At 63.6% G+C, this 21,653-nt stretch carries 22 protein-coding genes and 1 pseudogene; 19 read left to right on the top strand and 4 right to left on the bottom strand.

Going from position 1 to position 21,653, the window contains the following annotated elements; translation table 11 throughout:
- Nucleotides 1–274: 274 nt before the first annotated feature.
- The 5 genes and pseudogenes from cobU (at nt 275) to cobO (ending at nt 6,667) form a co-directional block, all read left to right on the top strand.
- Complete coding sequence (gene cobU / locus CO657_RS10900; RefSeq protein WP_054184755.1) at nt 275–799, top strand: bifunctional adenosylcobinamide kinase/adenosylcobinamide-phosphate guanylyltransferase; 525 nt, start codon at nt 275–277, stop codon at nt 797–799.
- 4 nt (nt 800–803) lie between these two features.
- Nucleotides 804–1,853, top strand: coding sequence for a cobalamin biosynthesis protein CobW (gene cobW, locus CO657_RS10895; protein WP_054184756.1), 1,050 nt, complete (start codon nt 804–806; stop codon nt 1,851–1,853).
- 4 nt (nt 1,854–1,857) lie between these two features.
- Nucleotides 1,858–2,548: pseudogene (locus CO657_RS38210) on the top strand (cobaltochelatase subunit CobN); the annotation flags it as partial.
- Nucleotides 2,549–2,651: 103 nt separating this feature from the next.
- Nucleotides 2,652–6,035 carry a cobaltochelatase subunit CobN gene (gene cobN, locus CO657_RS10890; protein ID WP_425375993.1) on the top strand — a complete coding sequence of 1,128 codons (3,384 nt, stop codon included), beginning with the start codon at nt 2,652–2,654 and terminating at the stop codon, nt 6,033–6,035.
- Nucleotides 6,032–6,667: a cob(I)yrinic acid a,c-diamide adenosyltransferase gene (gene cobO / locus CO657_RS10885; protein ID WP_054184758.1), complete on the top strand. Its 636-nt coding sequence runs from the start codon at nt 6,032–6,034 to the stop codon at nt 6,665–6,667. Before cobN ends, cobO begins: the two co-directional genes overlap by 4 nt.
- 30 nt (nt 6,668–6,697) lie before the next feature.
- Here cobO and CO657_RS10880 read toward each other — a convergent pair whose 3' ends face one another.
- The 3 genes from CO657_RS10880 to CO657_RS10870 form a co-directional block, all read right to left on the bottom strand.
- Nucleotides 6,698–7,492, bottom strand: a complete 795-nt coding sequence (locus CO657_RS10880) for a helix-turn-helix domain-containing protein (protein ID WP_054184759.1) — start codon at nt 7,490–7,492, stop codon at nt 6,698–6,700.
- Nucleotides 7,492–7,857 carry a nuclear transport factor 2 family protein gene (locus tag CO657_RS10875; protein ID WP_003579869.1) on the bottom strand — a complete coding sequence of 122 codons (366 nt, stop codon included), beginning with the start codon at nt 7,855–7,857 and terminating at the stop codon, nt 7,492–7,494. The genes CO657_RS10880 and CO657_RS10875 overlap by 1 nt, the downstream gene beginning before the upstream one ends.
- A 109-nt stretch (nt 7,858–7,966) precedes the next feature.
- Complete coding sequence (locus tag CO657_RS10870) at nt 7,967–8,752, bottom strand: TSUP family transporter (protein WP_054184760.1); 786 nt, start codon at nt 8,750–8,752, stop codon at nt 7,967–7,969.
- A gap of 147 nt (nt 8,753–8,899) precedes the next feature.
- On the opposite strand from CO657_RS10870, the gene CO657_RS10865 reads away from it, so the two are divergent.
- The 9 genes from CO657_RS10865 to CO657_RS10825 all read left to right on the top strand — a co-directional run bounded on the left by CO657_RS10865 (nt 8,900) and on the right by CO657_RS10825 (nt 15,972).
- The gene (locus CO657_RS10865; RefSeq protein ID WP_054184761.1) at nt 8,900–9,319 is read left to right on the top strand and encodes a cobalamin biosynthesis protein; all 420 of its coding nucleotides are present in this window, start codon (nt 8,900–8,902) and stop codon (nt 9,317–9,319) included.
- A gap of 69 nt (nt 9,320–9,388) precedes the next feature.
- Nucleotides 9,389–10,339: a nucleoside hydrolase gene (locus CO657_RS10860; protein ID WP_054184762.1), complete on the top strand. Its 951-nt coding sequence runs from the start codon at nt 9,389–9,391 to the stop codon at nt 10,337–10,339.
- A gap of 190 nt (nt 10,340–10,529) precedes the next feature.
- A complete protein-coding gene (cobA, locus tag CO657_RS10855; protein WP_003594012.1) occupies nt 10,530–11,369 on the top strand; it encodes a uroporphyrinogen-III C-methyltransferase in 840 nt (279 codons plus the stop codon).
- Entirely contained in the window at nt 11,366–12,673 is a 1,308-nt protein-coding gene (locus CO657_RS10850; protein WP_054184763.1) for a cobyrinic acid a,c-diamide synthase CobB, read from the top strand. The genes cobA and CO657_RS10850 overlap by 4 nt, the downstream gene beginning before the upstream one ends.
- Complete coding sequence (gene cobD / locus CO657_RS10845; protein ID WP_054184764.1) at nt 12,670–13,710, top strand: threonine-phosphate decarboxylase CobD; 1,041 nt, start codon at nt 12,670–12,672, stop codon at nt 13,708–13,710. Before CO657_RS10850 ends, cobD begins: the two co-directional genes overlap by 4 nt.
- Entirely contained in the window at nt 13,707–14,687 is a 981-nt protein-coding gene (cbiB, locus tag CO657_RS10840) for an adenosylcobinamide-phosphate synthase CbiB (protein WP_054184765.1), read from the top strand. Before cobD ends, cbiB begins: the two co-directional genes overlap by 4 nt.
- Nucleotides 14,688–14,742: 55 nt before the next feature.
- Nucleotides 14,743–15,105: a hypothetical protein gene (locus tag CO657_RS10835; protein WP_054184766.1), complete on the top strand. Its 363-nt coding sequence runs from the start codon at nt 14,743–14,745 to the stop codon at nt 15,103–15,105.
- 106 nt (nt 15,106–15,211) lie between these two features.
- A complete protein-coding gene (locus CO657_RS10830; protein ID WP_012557958.1) occupies nt 15,212–15,412 on the top strand; it encodes an ECs_2282 family putative zinc-binding protein in 201 nt (66 codons plus the stop codon).
- A 131-nt stretch (nt 15,413–15,543) separates the two neighbouring features.
- Nucleotides 15,544–15,972 carry a L,D-transpeptidase gene (locus CO657_RS10825; protein ID WP_054184767.1) on the top strand — a complete coding sequence of 143 codons (429 nt, stop codon included), beginning with the start codon at nt 15,544–15,546 and terminating at the stop codon, nt 15,970–15,972.
- Here the strand turns inward: CO657_RS10825 and CO657_RS10820 are convergent.
- Complete coding sequence (locus CO657_RS10820) at nt 15,962–16,684, bottom strand: Crp/Fnr family transcriptional regulator (protein WP_054184768.1); 723 nt, start codon at nt 16,682–16,684, stop codon at nt 15,962–15,964. The genes CO657_RS10825 and CO657_RS10820 overlap by 11 nt on opposite strands.
- Nucleotides 16,685–17,088: 404 nt before the next feature.
- Between CO657_RS10820 and CO657_RS10815 the strand changes: the two genes are divergently transcribed.
- The 5 genes from CO657_RS10815 (at nt 17,089) to CO657_RS10795 (ending at nt 21,652) form a co-directional block, all read left to right on the top strand.
- Complete coding sequence (locus tag CO657_RS10815) at nt 17,089–17,367, top strand: acyl carrier protein (RefSeq protein ID WP_003540486.1); 279 nt, start codon at nt 17,089–17,091, stop codon at nt 17,365–17,367.
- A gap of 116 nt (nt 17,368–17,483) precedes the next feature.
- Nucleotides 17,484–17,966, top strand: a complete 483-nt coding sequence (locus CO657_RS10810; RefSeq protein ID WP_003594025.1) for a 3-hydroxyacyl-ACP dehydratase FabZ family protein — start codon at nt 17,484–17,486, stop codon at nt 17,964–17,966.
- Nucleotides 17,963–19,168, top strand: a complete 1,206-nt coding sequence (locus CO657_RS10805; protein ID WP_054184769.1) for a beta-ketoacyl-ACP synthase — start codon at nt 17,963–17,965, stop codon at nt 19,166–19,168. The genes CO657_RS10810 and CO657_RS10805 overlap by 4 nt, the downstream gene beginning before the upstream one ends.
- A 12-nt stretch (nt 19,169–19,180) precedes the next feature.
- Nucleotides 19,181–20,467 carry a beta-ketoacyl-ACP synthase gene (locus CO657_RS10800; protein WP_054184770.1) on the top strand — a complete coding sequence of 429 codons (1,287 nt, stop codon included), beginning with the start codon at nt 19,181–19,183 and terminating at the stop codon, nt 20,465–20,467.
- Between the two features lie 156 nt (nt 20,468–20,623).
- Nucleotides 20,624–21,652 carry a zinc-binding dehydrogenase gene (locus CO657_RS10795; RefSeq protein WP_054184771.1) on the top strand — a complete coding sequence of 343 codons (1,029 nt, stop codon included), beginning with the start codon at nt 20,624–20,626 and terminating at the stop codon, nt 21,650–21,652.
- Nucleotide 21,653: the final 1 nt, after the last annotated feature.

Here is a 21,653-nt window from a genome sequence, read left to right as displayed (position 1 = left end):
GGCCATACGGCTCGCAATTTATTGTCCTTCGCTTGCGCTATGCGCATTCGCTTCTATCGTCGCTCACCCCCTCATCCGGCTGCCGCCACCTTCTCCCCGATGGGGAGAAGAGGTACGTGGCGACGCCTCGGTCCCTCTCCTGCCACTGCGATCAGAGAGACGGTCAAAGACAAAAGCTTGCTCCCTCTTCTCCCCAGCGGGGAGAAGGTGGCCCGAAGGGTCGGATGAGGGGGGCGGCACGGCGGGCCCTATCCTGCCAAAGGGCGGCGCTCACATGACGGTTGGCCCGATCACTACAGTCTTCATCCTCGGCGGCGCACGCTCCGGCAAATCCCGCTTTGCCGAATCCCTCGTGGTTTCAAGCGGCCTCAACCGCCACTATCTCGCGACCGGGCGGGCCTGGGACGAGGAGATGCAGGCGCGCATTGCCCAACACAGGGCCGATCGCGGCCCATCATGGACGACGCATGAGGAGCCGCTCGATCTCGTCGGCAAGCTCGCCGCCATCGATGGTGAGGACCGCGTCGTGCTGATCGACTGCCTGACGCTCTGGGTTACCAATCTGATGATGGAGCAGCGCGATATGGCCGGAGAATTTTTGGCGCTCGCCGATTATTTGCCGCGGGCAAAGGCGCGGCTTGTTTTCGTTTCCAACGAGGTCGGCCTTGGCATCGTGCCGGACAATCGGATGGCGCGGGATTTTCGCGATCATGCCGGCCGGCTCCACCAGATGATCGCGGCAAAGGCCGCCGAAGTCTATTTTATCGCGGCAGGCCTGCCGCTGAAAATGAAGGGTTAAATCCATGAACCAGCAAAAGATTCCCGCAACCGTCATCACCGGCTTCCTCGGCGCCGGCAAGACGACGATGATCCGCAATCTGCTGACCAATGCCGGCGGCAAAAAGATCGCGCTGATCATCAATGAATTCGGCGATCTCGGTGTCGACGGCGAGGTGCTGAAGGGCTGCGGCGCGGAGAACTGCAGCGAGGATGATATCATCGAGCTGACCAATGGCTGCATCTGCTGCACCGTTGCCGACGATTTCATTCCGACGATGACGAAGCTTCTGGAGCGCGAACAGCGGCCCGACCATATCGTCATCGAAACCTCGGGCCTCGCTCTGCCGCAGCCGCTGGTCGCCGCCTTCAACTGGCCTGACATTCGCACCCAGGTGACCGTCGACGGCGTCATCACGGTGGTCGACAGCGCGGCTGTCGCCGCCGGCCGTTTCGCCGATGACCATGATGCCGTCGAGGCGGCGCGCAGCGAGGATCAATCGCTCGATCACGAGAGCCCGATCGAGGAACTGTTCGAGGACCAGCTCACCTGCGCCGATCTCATCGTGCTCAACAAGACCGACCTGATCGACGTGGCCGGCCTTGGCCGGGTGCGCGACGAGGTCGCCGCCCGCACCCAGCGCAAGCCGGTGATGATCGAGGCGAAAAACGGCGAGGTGCCGGCCGGCATCCTGCTCGGCCTCGGCATCGGCACGGAGGACGATATCGCCAACCGCAAATCCCATCACGAACTGGAGCATGAGGACGGCTCGCCGCACGATCATGACGAATTCGACAGCTTCGTCGTTGAGCTCGGCCCCGTTGCCGATCCGGCCGGCTTTGTCGAGGCGCTGAAGAGCATCATATCAGCCCATGACGTGCTGCGCCTCAAGGGCTTCGTCGATGTTTCGGGCAAGCCGATGCGCCTGCAGCTCCAGGCCGTCGGCAGCCGTATCGACCACTATTTCGATCGCGCCTGGGCGCCTGGGGAAAAGCGCGGCACGCGCCTCGTCGTCATCGGCCTGCATGAGATGGATCAGGGTGCGGTGAAGGCGGCAATCGAGGCGCTGGCGTAAGCCCATGCATCTGCTTCTGGCCCAGCAGGGTACGATCAGCGACGGCGAAGAGGCAATCGATCTCGGTCAGACGCCGGGCGATATCCTGTTCCTGTCGGCCGCCGACAGCGAGCTCGCGGCGATCGCGACCGCCCATCGCGCCTGCGGTGGGCCGCATTCGCTGCGGCTCGCCAGCCTGATGAGCCTCAAGCATCCGATGTCGGTCGATACCTACGTCGAGCGCACGGCGCGGCACGCCAAGCTCATCATCGTCCGTGCGCTCGGCGGCGCCAGCTATTTCCGCTACGCGCTGGAGGCGCTGCATGCGGCAGCCTCCCGCGCCGGCGCGCAGATTGCGGTGCTGCCGGGTGACGCCAGGCCGGATGCAGGGTTGGTACCCTTCTCGAACATCGCAGCTGACGATCTCGATGCACTCTGGGCCTATCTGATCGAGGGCGGCGATGCCAATGCGCGCGCCTTTCTCGATTATGCCGGGGTGATGCTGTCGGGTGCGGAAAAGCCGGCGCCGGCAGTACCGTTGATGAAAGCCGGCATCTGGTGGCCGGGGCGGGGGCTGGTCGGGGTCGAGGAGTGGCGACAGGTGACCGCGCCGTCGTCAGCTGAGGCCGCGATACCCCCCTCTGTCCTGCCGGACTACCGGGGTCGAGCCGCGGGTCTCGACCCGTCCTTCGGACCCCCCACACGGGGGGAGATCAGGGATGAGAGGCCTCGCTCTGTCTCTTCCGGAAGTGCGGCATCTTCACGCGTTTCATTTGTTGGAAGCCCAGGCGACTTGCCGATCTCCCCCTTGTGGGGGAGATGTCCGGCAGGACAGAGGGGGGTACCCCAAGCTCGACGGAAGAGGCGGGATTCGAACCTAAGATTTCCCCCATCGTCGCCATCAGCTTCTACCGCGCCCTCGTGCAGAGCGGCGAGACCAAGCCGATCGAGGCGCTGATCGACGCCTTGCAGGCGCAAGGCCTCCGGCCGCTGCCGGTCTTTGCCTATAGCCTCAAGGACCCGGTTTCCACAGGCATTCTCGAAAGCGTGTTTTCGGCGCTGAAACCCGATGTCGTCATCAACACGACGGGCTTTGCGGTCTCCGCGCCGGGCGCGGATCGGCAGCCGACGGTGCTGGAGGCGAACGGGGCGGTGGTACTGCAGGCGATCCTGTCGGCCTCGTCGCGGGAGGCGTGGGCAACTTCGTCGCAAGGCCTGTCGGCACGCGATCTCGGCATGAACGTGGCGCTGCCCGAAGTCGACGGCCGGGTGCTGGCGCGGGCGGTCTCCTTCAAGACGGCGGCGCGTTACGATGCTGCCGTCGAGACCAACATCGTCGCCAGCGAACCAGACGCCGACCGGATACGCTATACGGCGGAACTCGCCGCCAACTGGGCGCGGATACGCGCCACTCCGGCTCGCGACCGGCGCATCGCGCTCGTGATGGCGAACTATCCGAACCGCGACGGCCGGCTCGGCAACGGGGTCGGCCTGGATACGCCGGCCGGCAGCATCGAGGTGCTGCGGGCGATGGCGGCAGCGGGTTATCCGCTCGCCGATATTCCGGCCGATGGCGACGCGCTGATCCGGCATCTGATGCAAGGGCCGACCAATTCAGGCCATGACGGCAGGGTCATTCGCGAGACCCTTTCCCTGAGTCTCTACAACGGCTTCCTGGACACTCTTCCCAATAAGATTCAGGATGAGGTGAGGGCCCGCTGGGGCGATCCCGAGAACGATCCGTATTTTCTCGACGGCGTCTTCGCCCTGCCTTTCGCCCGCTTCGGCAGCGTCCTCGTCGGCATTCAGCCGGCGCGCGGTTACAATATCGATCCGAAGGAGAGCTATCATTCGCCGGATCTCGTGCCGCCGCACGGTTATCTTGCCTTTTATGCTTTCCTGCGGCGCGAGTTCGGCGCCGATGCCGTCATCCACATGGGCAAACACGGCAATCTCGAATGGCTGCCGGGCAAGGCGCTGGCGCTGTCGGAAGAGTGTTATCCCGAGGCGATCCTCGGGCCGCTACCGCATCTCTATCCCTTCATCGTCAACGATCCGGGCGAGGGCACGCAGGCCAAGCGCCGGACGGCAGCCGTCATCATCGATCATCTGACGCCGCCTTTGACGCGAGCGGAGAGCTACGGGCCGCTCAAGGATCTGGAAGCGCTGGTCGACGAATATTACGAGGCCTCCGGCGGCGATCCCCGCCGCATCCGCCTGCTCAGCCGGCAGATCCTCGATCTCGTGACCGATATCGGCCTCGACCGGGATGCCGGCATAAAGAGCGGCGAAAGCGAAGGCGACGCGCTGAAGAAACTCGACGCCTATCTCTGCGACCTCAAGGAAATGCAGATCCGCGATGGGTTGCATGTGTTCGGCGTGTCGCCGGAGGGGCGGCTGCTGACGGATTTGACCGTGGCGCTGGCGCGGGTGCCGCGCGGGCTGGGTGAAGGCGGTGATGCGAGTTTGCAGCGGGCGATTGCTGAGGATGCGGGGGTGGGCAATGTGCCTGGGGCACCCCCCTCTGTCCTGCCGGACATCTCCCCCACAAGGGGGGAGATTGAATCGGAGCACCGGCCTCCCCAAACAATCGATATAGAGCGATTGTCTTACTCGTTGCCGATCTCCCCCCTTGTGGGGGAGATGTCCGGCAGGACAGAGGGGGGTAATTCCACGTTCGACCCCCTCGACTGCGACATGGCCGCCCCGTGGACCGGAACGCGTCCCGCAATACTCGCCGACGTTCTCGATGCACCCTGGCGCACCAACGGCGACACCGTCGAGCGCGTCGAACTGCTGGCGGCCAAGCTGGTCTCCAGCGAGATTGCCTGCCCCGCGGAATGGACGGCGACGCAGGCGGTACTCTCCGAGATCGAGACCCGTCTCAAGCCTTCGATCCTTGCCTGCGGCCCGGCGGAAATATCCGGCCTGCTTGCCGGCCTCGACGGCCGCTTCGTCGCACCTGGCCCGTCGGGTGCGCCGACCCGCGGGCGGCCCGATGTACTGCCGACGGGCCGCAATTTTTATTCGGTCGACAGCCGCGCGGTGCCGACGCCGGCCGCTTACGAACTCGGCAAGAAATCCGCCGAACTGCTGGTGCGCCGCTATGTGCAGGATCACGGCGAATGGCCGGTTTCCCTTGGGCTGACGGCATGGGGAACGTCGAATATGCGCACCGGCGGCGACGATATCGCCCAGGCGCTGGCGCTGATCGGTGTCAAGCCGCTTTGGGATATGAGTTCGCGCCGCGTCACCGGCTATGAGATCATACCGCAAGCCATGCTTGGGCGGCCGCGTGTCGACGTGACACTCCGCATCTCCGGCTTCTTCCGCGACGCTTTTCCCGAGCAGATCGCCCTGTTCGACAAGGCGGTCCGCGCTGTCGGCGCGCTTGACGAGGACGAGGCCGACAATCCGATTGCAGCGCGCATGCGCGGCGAGGCGGCAAGGCTTGCAGCCGCCGGTCTCGACGCCGCCGCGGCGAAACGCCGGGCAGGTTATAGGGTCTTCGGCTCGAAGCCCGGCGCCTACGGCGCCGGATTGCAGGCGCTGATCGACGAAAAGGGTTGGGAGCGGCGCACCGATCTTGCCGAAGCCTATCTCGTCTGGGGCAGCTATGCCTATGGCGCCGGCGAGGAGGGCAAGGCCGAACGCGGCCTGTTCGAAGAGCGGCTGCGCTCGGTGCAGGCCGTCGTTCAGAACCAGGACAATCGCGAGCACGATCTGCTCGACAGCGACGACTATTACCAGTTCGAGGGCGGTATGGCGGCGGCGGCCGAGGCGCTCAGCGGCGCGCGCCCCTCGATCTATCATAATGATCATTCGAGGCCGGAACGGCCGGTGATCCGTTCGCTGGAGGAAGAGATCGGCCGCGTCGTGCGCGGGCGCGTCGTCAATCCGAAATGGATTTCGGGCGTCATGCGCCACGGCTACAAGGGTGCGGCCGAGATCGCCGCCACCGTCGATTATCTCTTTGCTTTCGCGGCGACGACGGGTGCGGTCGGCGCGCATCATTTCGAGGCGGTCTACCAGGCTTTCGTCACCGATCCCACCGTGCGCGCCTTCATGGTGGAAAAGAACCCGGCGGCATTCGACGAAATGGCGGCTCGGCTGCGCGAGGCGATAGACCGCAGCCTTTGGACGCCGCGCAGTAATTCGGCCCGGTTCGACCTGGCCATCCAACAGAATGAGGTGAACCGATGAGCGACGAAATCCCGGACAACGAAACGGGCAAGGACGATGCGCGCCACGCCGAGAAGATGGCGAAGAAGAAGGCCGCGCGCGACAAGATCATGGCGACCAAGACCGATGGCAAGGGGCTGATCATCGTCCATACCGGCAAGGGCAAGGGCAAATCATCCGCCGCCTTCGGCATGATCTTCCGCCACATCGCCCATGGTAAACCCTCGGCCGTCGTGCAGTTCATCAAGGGCGCGATGTGGACCGGCGAGCGCGATCTGATCGAGAAGCATTTCTCCGATCTCTGCCAGTTCCACACCATGGGTGAGGGGTTCACCTGGGAAACGCAGGACCGCGCCCGCGACGTTGCCGCCGCCTCGGCGGCCTGGGAAAAGGCCAAGGAGCTGATCCGCGACGAGCGCAATTCCATGGTGCTGCTGGACGAGATCAACATCGCGCTGCGCTACGACTATCTCGATATCAACGAAGTCGTCGCCTTCCTGACGGCCGAGAAGCCCGCCATGACGCATGTCGTGCTGACGGGGCGCAACGCTAGGGAAGAACTGATCGGGATCGCCGATCTGGTCACCGAGATGGAGCTTGTCAAACATCCCTTCCGCTCCGGCATCAAGGGCCAGCCTGGGGTTGAATTCTAGAGCGATTTCAGCTTGGAATTGCTCTGGGCCTCAGTTGAGGGAAAGGCTGCGCAGGATCGCGGCTGTTTCCTCATCCGCCGGGAAGAAGGATTCCACGGCCAGTTCCGACAGAGTGATGTCGACGGGCGTGCCGAAGACCGTGGTCGTCGAGATCAGGGATAGCAGGCCGGCCTTGGTCGAAAGCTTCAGCGGAATGGCGATGCCGGCGTGGTCGGTATGCGCGTCGTTCGCCGCTTCGGGCACCGGATAGGACAGCAGTTCTTTCAGCAGCCTTTCCAATACCGGATCGCCCGAGGCCGATACTTGCTGGCGCAGCCGGTCGATAAGGTGGGCGCGCCATTCCGGGAGGTTTGCGATGCGGGGCGCCAGTCCTTGCGGGTGCAGGCTGAGGCGCAGCACATTGACCGGCGGTTCCAGCAGCGACGGATCGGCAATGCCCGAGATGAGCGGCGCCAGCGCCGCATTGGCGGCAACCAGCGTCCAGTGGCGGTCGATCGCGAGCGCCGGGAAAGGCTGATGAGCTTTCAACACCATGTCGATGGCGCGGCGCGCCGGTTCCAAGGCGGGATCGTCGAGTGCGCGCTCGGTAAAGACGGGGGCGAAACCCGCTGCGAGCAACAGCGGGTTCCGGTCGCGGAGCGGCACGCCAAGGCGTTCGGCAAGATGCAGCAGCATGTCGCGGCTCGGGGTCGCGCGCCCGCTCTCGATGAAGCACAGATGCCGCTGCGAGATATCGGCCTCCAGCGCCAGGTCGAGCTGGCTCATCCGGCGGCGCTGGCGCCATTCGCGCAGATGATCTCCAAGAGGACGGGCGGTCGGCGCCATCAGGCGGCTTCCGGCAGTTGGTCGATGAAGCCCCGGACGGATTTCAGCTTGCCACCCTCGAGTTCGGCAAAATCCGTGCCCTTGATCAGTGCTTCGCCATTGGCCGGCCCGAGGCCCCAGGAGAAACGCAGATTGTCGCCATAGCCGTCAGCCGTGCCGATCAGTTCGAAACGGAAACCGGGGAAGCGGTTCTGCACGGCCTCCACCAGCGAATTGATCTGCTCGTGGCCTTCACCGCGCATCAGCGGGTCGATGTAGGTTGCGGCTTCCGCCCAGCTCTCGGCGATGAGAGCGCGGCGGCGAGCCGCATCCGTCTCGTTCCAGACGGCGAGGTAGCGCTCGGCATTGCTGTTTGCATCGTTCATCGGTCATCTCCTTTTGATCGCCCGTCCATTCCAGGCAGCGCGATCATGGGGCAAGGCGATGCGGCCTATCAATTACGTCAGAGGTAATGGAGGCGGTCAAATATTTAGGCTAAACGCCGAGCCAGACCCGCAGTGGATTTGCCGGATCGGCGAGCAGTTTGATCGCGAGGGCGACGCAGACGATGACGAGCAGCGGCTTGATGAGCTTTGCGCCGATGCGCATGGCGAGCCGCGAGCCCAGCTGCGCGCCGAGGAATTGGCAGATGCCCATTAACAGACCGATCTTCCACAGTATTGCGCCGAAACTTGCGAAGACGATCAGGGCGCCGAAATTCGAGCCGAGATTGAGAAGCTTGGTGTGCGCCGTCGCCTTCAGCACGCCGAAGCCGGCGAGGGTGACGAAGGCAAGCATGAAGAAGGAACCGGTGCCGGGGCCGAAGACACCGTCATAGAGGCCGATAGCCGGGACCAGTGTCAGACCGAAGGCGAAGGGCGTGATCCGGCGATGGGTATCGACGTCGTTGAGGTTCGGCTTGACGGCAAAGAAGATCGCGATCGACAGCAGCAACACCGGCATGATCGCCTGCAGCACTTGTCCGGGCACGATCGTGGCAAGAGCGGCGCCGAGCGCCCCGCCCATGACCGCCATCAGCGCCATCGGCAATTGTTCGCGAAGCTGCACGTGGCCCTTGCGGGCATAAGCGAGCGTTGCCGAGGCGGCGCCGAAGATCGACTGCACCTTGTTGGTGCCGAGCGTCTGCAGCGGCGGAATGCCGGCAATCAGCATGGCGGGAACGCTGATGAGGCCGCCGCCGCCGGCGATCGAATCGACGAAACCGGCAAAGAAGGCAGCCGCGCAGAGCAGCAGAAGCAGATGAGGAGCAATGTCAGGCAAGACGGTATTCCGGAGAGCTTTCGGGTGGCTTTGTTGCATTTCCCATCCCAAGCTGCAATGGCTGCCAGAGCATGATGCCGATAAGCAGGAGCGGTTTTCCGACGGCATCATCTTGTGAGACACGGCAGGGCGCATTCGACGGCTTCCATGAGTGATATTTTCTCCGATACGGCACGGCGCCACGTGCTCGGGCTCGGTTGCGAGCGCGGGACGCCCTCTGCTGAGGTTCTGGCGCTGGCGATCGCGGCCCTCGATGCGGCCGGTATCGGCGTGGCGGAGCTTGCTGCCATCGCTTCCATCGACAGCCGCAGGCAGGAGGCGGCAATCCTTACCGTTGTCGAGCATTTTTCCGTGCCCGCGTTGTTCTTCGATGCGCCGCGGCTGGAAGCGGAAACGCCGCGGCTCAAAAATCCCTCGGAGATCGTCTTTGCCCGCGTCGGCTGTCATGGCGTGGCGGAATCGGCGGCACTTGCGGCCATTGGCCCGGATGCGGAACTCCTGCTCGGCAAGATCAAATCCGCGCATGCGACGGCGGCGATTGCCCGCATCGGGTTGCAGAAAGACTGACGGGCGTTATGGTGGCGGCAATTCGCGGCGCCGTCCGGCAGCTCGCGGTTTACATACAAAGGATATTCCATGCACAAGGTCATTTATGACACGGATCCGGGCGTCGATGACGCCATGGCGCTTCTTTTCCTGCACCGCCATCCCGAAATCGATCTGATCGGCATCACCACCGTTTTCGGCAATGCCTCGGTTGAGACGACAACCCGCAATGCGCTTTTCCTCAAGCGCGAATGGGATATCGCAGCGCCGGTTGCCAAAGGCGCCAGCGTCACCATCGACCCCTCGCGCGCCGAGCGGGAATGGCCGGCGATGGTGCATGGCGACAACGGTCTCGGCGATATCGAAGTGCCGGAGATGATCGATCTGCCGCTTGATCCGCGCCCAGCGCATCGCTTCATCATCGACATGGTCCGCGCCAACCCCGGCGAGGTGCGGCTTGTCGCTGTCGGGCGGATGACCAATCTGGCGCGGGCGCTGAAGGAAGACCCGGAGATTGCGGGCCTGGTCAAGGATGTCGTCATCATGGGCGGCAATTTCTATGTGCCGGGCAATGTCTCGCCGGTCGCCGAAGCCAATATCCACGGCGATCCCGAAGCGGCCGACATCGTCATGACCGCGCCCTGGAAGGTCGCCGTCATCGGCCTCGACGTCACCTCGATCACCACGATGAGCCGCAGCTATCTCGGCGAGATGGCCGCCAAGGGCGACGGGGCGGTAAAGCTGCTCGACGCCCTGTCGCAGTCCTACATCGATTTCTACAAGCACGCGGTCGAAGACGGCATGATGGTGCATGACAGCTGCGCTGCGGTCTATGTCGTGGCGCCGGAACTGTTCTCGTCGATATCGGGTGCGGTGCGCGTCGTCTGCGGCGGCATTGCCGACGGCCAGACAATCGTCAAGCCGGACGGTCGCCGTTTCCCGCCGGGCGACTGGGATGGCCTGCCGAGCCAGATCGTCTGCACCGGCATCGAGTCGGAGAAAGTCATCGACCTTATCCGCGAGGCGCTGCTTCGCGCTTGATCGACTGGGAGGCCGGCTGCACCGCGGCCGGCCTTTGCGACTATATGATAATATATTCATATTGTTATTCGGGTTTTCGGAGAATTCGAATCCGCCTCCTCGCAAAGTGAGTCACGGTCATCTCAGCAACTTCAAGTGAGGCGGGGCGCACGGCGTTGACCTTGCTCCTCGCTGGGCCTAGATCAACAAAATGTTGAATAGCCAACTCTCTCATCTTCCGGCGCTGGAGCCGGGCAGCGTCTGGCTCGTCGGGGCCGGCCCCGGTGATCCCGGGTTGTTGACGCTGCTGGCTGCCAAGGGACTTTCCGAGGCTGATGTCATCGTGCACGACGCGCTCGTCAACGAGGAATGCCTGGCGCTGGCGCGGCAGGAGGCGGTGGTGGAATTTGCGGGGAAACGCGGCGGCAAGCCTTCGGCGAAACAGCGCGACATCTCGCTGCGGCTGGTGGAATTGGCGCGGGCCGGCAAGCGGGTGCTGCGGCTAAAAGGCGGCGACCCCTTCGTCTTCGGCCGTGGCGGCGAGGAAGCGCTGACGCTGGTCGAGCACAACATCCCCTTCCGCATCGTGCCCGGCATTACCGCCGGCATCGGTGGGCTTGCCTATGCCGGCATTCCGGTGACACATCGCGACATCAACCATGCGGTCACCTTCCTCACCGGCCATGATTCCTCCGGCATCGTGCCCGACAGGATCAACTGGGAGGCGATCGGCCGGGGTTCACCTGTCATCGTCATGTATATGGCGATGAAACATATTGCCGAGATCAGCACCCGGTTGATCGCCGCCGGCCGGCTGCCCTCCGAACCCGTCGCCTTCGTCTGCAACGCCGCCACCGGCCGGCAGCAGGTGCTGGAAACGACGCTTGGCGACGCGCCCGAGACGGTCGCCGCCTCCGGGCTCGAACCGCCGGCGGTAGTCGTCGTCGGCGAGGTGGTGCGGCTCAGAGCCTCGCTCGACTGGCTCGGCGCACTGGCGGGCAGGCGCCTGCAGCCCGATCCATTTCGCCGGTCCGGCAAGGTGCTGATATGAGCGGCCTCCTGATCGCAGCCCCTTCCTCCGGCGCCGGCAAGACGACGGTGACGCTCGGGATGCTGAGGGCGTTGCGCCGGCGCGGCGTCGCGGTGGCACCCGGCAAGGCCGGGCCGGATTACATCGATCCCGCTTTCCATGCGGCGGCAAGCGGCACACCCTGCCTGAATTTCGATCCCTGGGCGATGCGCCCGGAACTGATCTCGGCCAATTCAGCCCTTCACCGCTTCGGTGACCGCATTTTGGTCATCGAGGCGATGATGGGGCTCTTCGACGGAGCGGCCGACGGAAAGGGAACCGCGGCCGATCTTGCCGCCCAGCTCGGCCTTTCCGTGGTGCTGGTCGTCGACGCCTCGCGCATGTCGCAGTCGGTGGCGCCGCTGGTATCAGGTTTTGCCGGCTTCCGCGCCGATGTCCGCGTTGCCGGCGTCATCCTCAACAAGGTCGGCAGCGAGCGGCATGAGGCGATGCTGCGCCAGGCGCTCGAAGCGATCCGCATGCCTGTTATTGCCGTGATCGGCAGCGACAAGGCACTTGCCCTGCCGGAGCGCCATCTCGGCCTCGTCCAGGCCGGCGAACATGCGACGCTTGAAAATTTCATCGACCATGCGGCGGACGCCGTTTCCGAGGAATGCAATTTCGAATTCCTGCTGCGCATTGCAAGGCAGGGGCTCAACCGGCCGTCTGCCGCCAATATCGACCGGCTGATGCCGATCGGCGCCCGCATCGCCGTGGCGCGCGATGTCGCCTTTGCCTTTTCCTACGAGCATATGCTGCTCGGCTGGCGGCGCCGCGGGGCTGATATTTCCTTCTTCTCGCCGCTTGCCGACGAGGTGCCGGCCGCCAATGCCGATGCGATCTATCTGCCGGGCGGTTATCCCGAGCTGCATGCCGGGCGGCTATCCCAAGCGCAGAATTTTCGCGCCGGCATGCTCGATGCGGCGGCGCGCGGCATCAGGATCTACGGCGAGTGCGGCGGCTACATGGTGCTGGGCGATGGGTTGATCGATGCGGAGGGCAGGCGCCACGAAATGCTCGGCCTGCTGCCGGTCGTCACCAGCTATGCCGAGCGCCGGCGTCATCTCGGCTACCGCCGTGTGACGCCGCTCGACGGCGCCTTCTTTGCGCGGACGATGACGGCGCATGAATTCCACTATTCCACCGTTGTCTCCGAGGGCGAGGGAAAGCGGCTGTTTACAGCGCAGGATGCGCTCGGCACGGATCTCGGTGCTGTCGGGCTCAGGCGCGGCCAGGTGGCGGGTTCCTATATGCATCTGATCGATCTTGCGAGAGCGGCCGCATGAGTGCGCCGATCGCCCATGGTGGCGGCATCACCGCCGCTGCGGCCGCCTTCGGCGGCAGGCCGGAGGACTGGCTCGACCTTTCCACCGGGATCAACCCCTGTCCCGTCGCCCTGCCTGACATCCCGGCAAGAGCCTGGCACCGTCTGCCGGACAGGCATCTCGTCGACGAGGCAAGATTTGCGGCCCGCGATCATTATGGCAGTGGAGCGATCCTGCCGCTGCCGGTGCCCGGGACGCAATCGGTGATCCAGCTCCTGCCGCGCCTGCTTCGACGAGGTCAGGTCACCGTGACGGACGACAGGGTCGCCGCGACGGACGACAAGGTCGCCGTGGTGTCGCCGACGTATGGCGAATATGCGCGCGCCTTCGCTTCGGCCGGTTTTGCCGTCGATGCGGTCGACGATGTTGCTGCGATCGGCGGTGAATACAGGCTGGCCGTCGTCGTCAATCCGAACAATCCGGACGGCAGGGTCTGGTCGACCGAAACGCTGATTGCCCTGCATGAGAGAATGAAGGCGGCAGGCGGGATTGTCGTCGTCGACGAGGCCTTCGGTGATGCTGATCCGGCGCTGAGCCTGGTAGCCCACGCGCAAAATCTTTCCAACCTGATCATCTTCCGGTCCTTCGGCAAGTTCTTCGGGCTTGCCGGCCTGCGGCTCGGTTTTGCGATCGCGCGCGAGGATATTCTGGCGGGTTTCGAGGACTGGCTCGGCCCTTGGGCGGTCTCAGGCCCGGCGCTGTCGCTGGCCGCCTCGCTGTTGCGTTCCGACGTCTCCGCGATCCGCCACTCTCTCCATACACGCAGCGCCGCGCTGCAGGCGACGCTGACCTCGGCTGGGTTGCGGATCAGGGGAGGAACGGCTTTGTTCATCCTTGCCGCCGATAGCAGGGCGAGCGACATTTACACGCATCTTTGCCGGCATCATATTCTCGTCCGCAAGTTCGATTATGCGCCGGATTGGCTGCGGTTCGGCCTGACGCCCGATCCGGCGGCGGACAGGCGGCTTGGCGAAGCCCTTCAGGGATTTGAGCGATGACGATCGACGAAAACCTTCTTGTGTTGCTTCTGGCGCTGCTGCTCGACCGGATCGCCGGCGATCCGCAATGGCTGTGGTCACGCGTGCCGCATCCCGTCGTCATGTTCGGCGCGGCGATCTCCTATGCCGACCAGCAGCTCAATCCCTCAAGCCTTACCGGCTCCCAACGTCGGATGAACGGCGTCGCGGCGATCCTGGCGCTGCTGCTGCTGTCGATCGCCGCTGGCTTCGTGTTCGACCGGTTCTTCGCGCTCTTGGGCCTTGCCGGCCTCGTGCTGGAAGCCGGTCTTGTGGCGATTTTCCTGGCGCAGAAGAGCCTTGCCGATCATGTCGCGGCCGTCGCCACCGCCTTGCGCGGCGAAGGGCTTGCCGGCGGCCGGAATGCCGTCTCCCGCATCGTCGGCCGCGATCCCGAAACGCTCGACGAGCCGGCCGTCTGCCGCGCTGCGATCGAAAGCCTTGCGGAAAATTTCTCCGACGGCGTCGTGGCGCCGGCTCTCTGCTATGCCGTCTTCGGCCTGCCGGGTCTGCTTGCCTACAAGATGCTGAACACTGCGGATTCGATGATCGGCCACAGATCGGAAAAATACATTGATTTCGGTTGGGCTGCGGCCCGGCTCGACGATATCGTCAACTGGCCGGCCGCGCGGCTTTCCATCCTGCTGATCGCCGCCGGGGCCTGGATCCGGCGCGGCATGAGCCCCTGCCGCGAGGCGATCCGCGTGGCGATGCGCGACGGCGGCCTGCACCGCTCGCCGAATTCCGGCAGGCCCGAGGCGGCCATGGCCGGCGCCCTCAACGTCCAGCTCGCCGGCCCGCGCATCTATGGCGGTGTGATCGTGACGGAGCCGATGATCAACAACGCCGGCCGCGACATTGCCACCGCCGGCGACATCGAGGACGGCGTGTCGGTGTTCTATGCCAGCTGCATGGTGCTCACTGGTCTGACGTTTGGGTTGTTTTTGTGCTTTCTGTAAGGGGTATCACGCAAAGCATTCGCGGTGAGCAGGCCACCAACGCATGAGGCTTCATATGTCTTTTTCAGAAGAACAGCTATGGGACGAGATTAATGAGAGCTGGACGCGTATGTCGTTCAAACAGCGATATCTGTGGGAAGCGATCAAACGCCCGCCTGAGCAATGGCAATTGCGGGGTTACGGCTCCTGCTGGACCGTCGCGCTGATTGGCTCGACTGTCATATATTATAACCAGTTCGAACATGGATTTAATGCTTCGAACTGGTTTGAGCACGGCGTGATCGCCCAATACCAATCTTTGAATTGGGGATTGGAAGATGTCCTGCAGCGGCAGCTTGATATCATAAATTCAGGTTACGATGTTGGCCCGTGGGCAAGTCCGCCAATTGCCGGAGAATATCCGAACACGTCACGTTGATCGATACGAACAGCAGCGCCGAGCGCGGCTCCAATGCCCGGTGGACAGCTCCGCCGCAAAGGTTTATGCGAAGCGCCTCATATCTCATCAGACCGGAAGCAGAGCGATGACAGTTCAGGTTGAATTACCGTGCCCGAAGTGCAAGAGCACGAAGATGAAGTTCGAGCGGCCCGAAATCCGGGAGACCGATATCATTAGCTGTGCCGCCTGCGGTCACAATCTCGGCACGATGGCCTCTATCCGCGAGAAGATGAACAAGGCCTATCAGCGCGTCAGCCGGCCTGCGGCCGGGCGCAAGCTCCAGTAGGTGAGTCGTTCACGGCTTAAACGTGTTAAAATTGTGATTACCATTCGGATTAAAGCAATATAGAAAGTATTGGCTTAGTCTCTCTGTCGTGAGGGCGCAATTAAACTGCGCGGGTGCGAAGAGGGGCTATCATGAAGACGATTTTGGCGGCTGCGGCCGCAAGTTTATTGCTGCAGTTTTTTCCCGTTACCGCCGAGGCGGCGACGCTGGTTGCCAATGTCAGCATCGGCAAGCAGATGATGACCGTCACCGAGAACGGCTTCGTCAAGTATCGCTGGAAGGTTTCGACCGCACGCGATGGCTACGTCACGCCGACCGGTTCGTGGAGCGCCAAGTGGCTGTCGCGCGATCACCGTTCCCGGAAATACGACAATGCGCCGATGCCCTACGCTGTGTTCTTCAACGGCGGTTACGCCGTTCACGCCACTTTCGACCTGAAGCGCCTGGGCCGGCCGGCCTCGCATGGCTGCGTTCGACTGCACCCCGACAATGCCGCCCAGTTCTTCTCGCTGGCGCGCCAAGCCGGCCTTGCCAATACCCGCGTGGTGATTACCCGCTGATCTTCTTTTCCAGCTCATCCATGTCGGGGACAACGATATGCCGGATGTTCTCGATGCGGATGACGCCCTGTTTGCGCAGCCGGGTTAACTGGCGGCTGACGGTTTCGATCGTCAGCCCGAGAAAATCGGCGATCTCGGCGCGCGATAGCGGCAGATCGAAGGCGGTGCTGGTGGCCGTTTGCGGTTCGGCATGCGTGGCGATGAGGTGGAGCAGGCTTGCGACCTTCTCCTCGGCGGTGCGCCGGCCGAGCGTCAGCATCCATTCGCGCGCGGCATCGAGCTCCTTCAGTGCCTGATCGTGCAGGCTGCGCTGCAATTCCGGCGTCTCCGATATCATTCGGTCGAGCAGGCTGCGGGGGAAGACGCAGATTTCGGCATCGGTCGCAGCCTCGGCCGACAGCGTGCTCTCGCGCATGAAAGGCCTGCCGACGAAATCGGGGGCAAATTGCAGGCCGACGATCTGCTGGCGCCCGTCCGGCATCACCTTGCAGAGCTTCACCACCCCGCGCATGATGTTCGAATAGAAAGAGCTTTCCGATCCTTGAGCGACGATCTCAGAGCCCGCATCGACCTTGCGGCGCAGCGAATGGCGGCCGAGTTCTCGCAGCTGGCTGCTCGACAAGGCGCCGCAGACGACGCCGTGCCGCGCCTGGCAGGAACGGCAAGCGACAGGCGTGCCGGCTTTGAGAACCTCACTGCGTGCGACGTCCATATCCCGATCCCTTCGAAATCCTGATATACCCCGGCATACCTGACATCTGCGAGAGAGCTCGGCTATCCCGATTTCTTCCCGCGCGCTTGATGATTATCAATTTCGCCGGGCTTACGAATTGATCCAGATCAAGTGTCCGTGTTTGCGGCTCGGTCGGGGAGGATGTTCGCGCCGAGGCGGGCCGTGCGCGCGTTGATTCGCATGGCCTGTCGGCGCTGCCGGCGCAGTGGGCGCCCCGCAGCGGCATCGCCATCCGCCTAGGGTGACGGTAATGGCCTGCATTCCATTGCTGTTTAGGCAACACCCGGCCGGCAAATTGCCGCAACGCCGGGACGAAAGCATTGGCTTTTGAAATGGATTTGCCTATGAGGAGGTTTAAATCGTCATTTCATGAGGTACAGCGCGTGACCGCTACATTCGATAAAGTTGCCGACATTATTGCAGAAACCAGCGAGATCGACCGCGCGACGATCACGCCGGAGAGCCATACGATCGACGACCTCGGTATCGACAGCCTCGATTTCCTCGACATCGTCTTTGCGATCGACAAGGAATTCGGCATCAAGATTCCGCTCGAAAAGTGGACGCAGGAAGTCAACGAGGGCAAGGTTTCCACCGAAGAATATTTCGTGCTGAAGAACCTCTGCGCGAAGATCGACGAGCTCAAAGCAGCCAAGGCCTGAGGACCTAACCGTCTTTTTTTGAGCGCCCTGCCGCCTGACTATGGCGGCTGGGCGGTTTCGTTCCTAACTAGGCGTCACCGGCGGGCGGATCTGGCCTGTCGGGCCGGAGGATCCGAATGCTGCTGGAATATTTCCAGATGATTGACCGCGTCGAAGCGGTGGACCTGAAGAAGGGCACGCTTAACGCGCGATCCGTCGTGCCGGCCAAGAGCCCCGTCTTCGAGGGTCATTTTCCCGGCATGCCGCTCGTTCCCGGTGTGCTGTTGATCGAGACCATGGCGCAGGCCTCCGGCATGCTGGTGCTTGCCGCCACCAACTTCGCCGCCATGCCCTTCCTGATGTCGGTCGACGGCGCCAAGATGCGCACGTTCGTCGAGCCGGAAGCCGTGCTCGACATCGAGGCGGTGCTTGAGCACGACGGTTCGGGTTTCGCGGTGACCAAGGCTAAAATCACCAGCGCCGGCAAGAAGGTCTGTGATGCGCAGCTGAAGCTTCGCACCATGCCGTTTTCCGAAGTGCCGCTCGGCGATATCGTGAAAAAACGTGCCGGCGAGATTGGACTTCTCGAAGCGATCGCGGCGCAGGGAGTGGTTGGATGAGCAAGGCTGCAAACGACGTCGTCATCTCGGGCATCGGCATCGTCACCTGTCAGGGCGTCGGCAAGGATGCGCATATCGCACTGCTTTCGGCGACAAGCGCGCCGAAGGCGATCGTCGAGACCGAGAAGTTCAAGCCTTATCCGGTGCATCCGCTGCCCGAGATCGACTGGTCGCAGCAGATCGCCAAGCGCGGCGACCAGCGCCAGATGGAGAACTGGCAGCGCATCGGCGTCTTCGCCGCAGGCTTGGCACTCGATGATGCCGGCTTCAAGGACAATCTCGAGGCCTGCGGTACGATGGACATGATCGTGGCGGCGGGCGGCGGCGAGCGCGACATCAATGTCGATACGCTGATCGTCGACGAGGCGCTGAAGCGCAACGACCGCGAATTGCTGCTGAACGAGAAGCTGACGACGGAACTGAGGCCGACGCTGTTCCTCGCCCAGCTTTCCAACCTGCTCGCCGGCAACATCTCGATCGTGCACAAGGTCACCGGCTCGTCGCGCACCTTCATGGGCGAGGAAGCGGCCGGGATTTCAGCCGTCGAGACCGCCTTCTATCGCATCAAATCAGGCGAATCCTCGCATGCGCTGGTCGGCGGCGCCTTCGCGGCGGAGCGGCCGGACATGATCCTGCTTACCGAAGCGATCGGCGCCCATGCGCGCGGCGACTGGGTGCCGCTCTGGTCACGCAAATCAAGCGATGGCGGCGGCATGATCACCGGCTCGGCCGGCGCTTTCCTGGTGCTCGAATCGCGCCAGCATGCGGAAGCGCGGGGCGCGCATATCTATGCCGTCATCGACGCGGTCGAGGGTGACCGCGGCAACCGCAATGCCGGCAATCTCGAGGTCCGGCTGGAGCGGCTTTTAGCACCCGCCGCCGGGCTTGCCGCCGAAAGCACGGCGATCTTTTCCGGCTCGACCGGCATGCACGATCTTGCCGCCCGCGAACGGGCGGTGCTCGAATATCAATTGCCCGGTGCTGCGATCCGTGGCTTTGGCGGCGTCACCGGCCACACGATCGAGACGCAGTTCACGCTGGGCCTGGCGCTTGCTGCGCTTGCCGTCGACGGCAAGGCCAAGGTTCCGCCCTTCGATGCCGCCCATGAGGCGCCGATGCGGGCAGGCGCCACCGCCGCCGTCGTCACCGCGGTCGGACACCAGCGCGGCGAGGGCGTTGCCGTCCTTTCCGCAAATGCGTGAGGAGTGAAAGATATGACAGCTTCCGCTTACAGGGATCACCTCGGCCGTCCGATCGTGGCCGTGACCGGCATGGGTATCATTACTTCGCTCGGTCAGGGCCTCAGCGACAACTGGGCAGCGCTTTCGTCAGGCACCTCGGGCATTCACGAGATCAACCGTTTTCCAACCGAGGGATTGTCGACGCGGATCGCCGGCACCGTCGATTTTATCGGTATCCCGGCCCCGAACGCCGTCGAGCGTTCCTATGCCTTCGCCCGGGAAACGACGATCGAGGCGCTTGCCGATGCCGGCTTTTCCGGCGATTTCAATGGCCCGCTGTTCCTCGCGGCCCCGCCGATCGAGCCGGAATGGAGCGCCCGTTTCGAGCTTGCCGACCGTTCGCCGGCCTCCGAGCATCCTGGTGATGCTTATGAACGTTTCCTGACGGCGCTGCGCCAGCGGCCGGATCCGGCCTTCCATGAGGCGGCCCTGTTCGGGGCGATTTCCGAGCGCCTTGCCGACCGGTTCGGCACCCGCGGCCTTCCCGTCACGTTGTCGACAGCCTGCGCTTCTGGCGTCACGGCGATCCAGCTCGGCATCGAGGCGATCCGCCAGGGCCGCACCGATCGCGCCCTGACGGTTGCAACCGACGGCTCTCTCAGCGCCGAAGCGCTGATCCGCTTCTCGCTGCTGTCGGCCCTTTCGACGCAGAACGATCCGCCGACCAAGGCTTCCAAGCCGTTCAGCAAGGATCGCGACGGCTTCGTCATCGCCGAAGGTGCGGCGACGCTGGTGCTGGAATCGCTAGAAGCGGCGGTCGCCCGCGGCGCCAAGGTGCTCGGCATCATGAAGGGCGCCGGCGACAAGGCCGACAGCTTCCACCGCACCCGCTCCTCGCCGGACGGCGGCCCGGCGATCGCGACGATCCGCGCGGCCCTTGCCGATGCCGGCATCGACGAAAGCGGCATCGGCTACATCAACGCGCACGGCACCTCGACGCCGGAGAACGACAAGATGGAATATGGGGCGATGTCGGCCGTCTTCGGCGAGCGGCTCGTCGGCATTCCGGTGTCCTCGAACAAGTCGATGATCGGCCATACGTTGACGGCGGCGGGCGCCGTCGAGGCGGTGTTCTCGCTGCAGACGATGCTGACCGGGACACTGCCGCCGACGATCAACTATACCAATCCCGATCCGTCGATCGTTCTCGATGTCGTGCCGAACAAGAAACGGGAAGCGCAGGTTTCTGCCGTGCTTTCCAACTCCTTCGGCTTCGGCGGGCAGAATGCCAGCCTTGTCATGGCGCTCGAACCGGCTTAAGCGGTTTCCGACACATTTTTGAGATGAGATGACGCCTACAGCATCGGCCCGAAAATCGGGCGATTTTCGGAAAGCCTATGCGTAGATTTAAAGAGTTAGAGCGTCCTTTGTGCGTCCGAACGGACGCACGGCGCTCTAACGGCGAGGGATTTTGCCATGCGTGCTTTGCAACTGATCGATGACCGCAAGCTTGAGATCACCGACCTGCCGGAACCGGATGCGCCTGCCGCCGGCGAAGTGACGCTGCGCGTCAAGGCGGTGGCGCTCAACCATATCGACGTCTGGGGCTGGCGCGGCATGGCATTCGCCAGGCGCAAGATGCCGCTGGTCATCGGCGCGGAGGCTTCCGGCGTCGTCGAAGCGATCGGGCCGGGTGTCGCCAACGTGCTGCCGGGCCAGCTCGTTTCCATCTACGGCGCGCGCACCTGCGGCCTCTGCCGCCCCTGCCGCGAAGGCCGCGACAATCTCTGCGAACATGTCTCCGGCGTGCACGGCTTCCATCTCGACGGTTTCGCGCAGGAGAAGGTCAACCTGCCGGCGCGGCTGCTGGTGCCGGCTCCTCCCGGCGTCGATGCCATCGGCGCGGCACTCGCTCCCGTCACCTTCGGCACGGTTGAACACATGCTGTTCGACAATGCCAAGCTCGAACCCGGCGAGACGATCCTCGTCCATGCCGGCGGCTCAGGCATCGGCACGGCAGCGATCCAGCTTGCCAAGAAGATCGGCTGCAACGTCATCACCACCGTCGGCTCGGACGACAAGATCGAAAAGGCCAAGGCGCTCGGCGCCGATCACGTTATCAATTACCGCACCGACCGGTTCGAGGGCGTGGTGCGCAAGCTCACCAAGAAGAAGGGCGTCGACGTCGTCTTCGAACATGTCGGCAAGGATACCTGGGCGGGCTCGATGCTCTGCATGAAGCGTGGCGGGCGGCTCGTCACCTGCGGTTCGACCTCGGGTGTTTCCACGGAAATGAACCTGATGATGCTGTTCCAGCAGCAGCTGAAGCTTTTCGGCTCCTTCGGCTGCCGCATGGAGAACATGGCGGATGCGATGCAGAAGATGGGCCGCGGGCTCGTCCATCCTGTCATCGATACAGAGGTCAGCTTCAGCGATATCGACCGGGCGCTGGAGCGGATGGAGTCGCGCCAGATCTTCGGCAAGATCATTCTGAAAATGGATTGAG

Origin of the sequence: Rhizobium acidisoli, from assembly GCF_002531755.2 — a bacterium.
Classification (GTDB): Bacteria; Pseudomonadota; Alphaproteobacteria; order Rhizobiales; family Rhizobiaceae; genus Rhizobium; species Rhizobium acidisoli.
The sequence above is the reverse complement of the archived record's forward strand: the minus strand, read 5'-3'. Positions and strand labels throughout refer to the sequence as shown.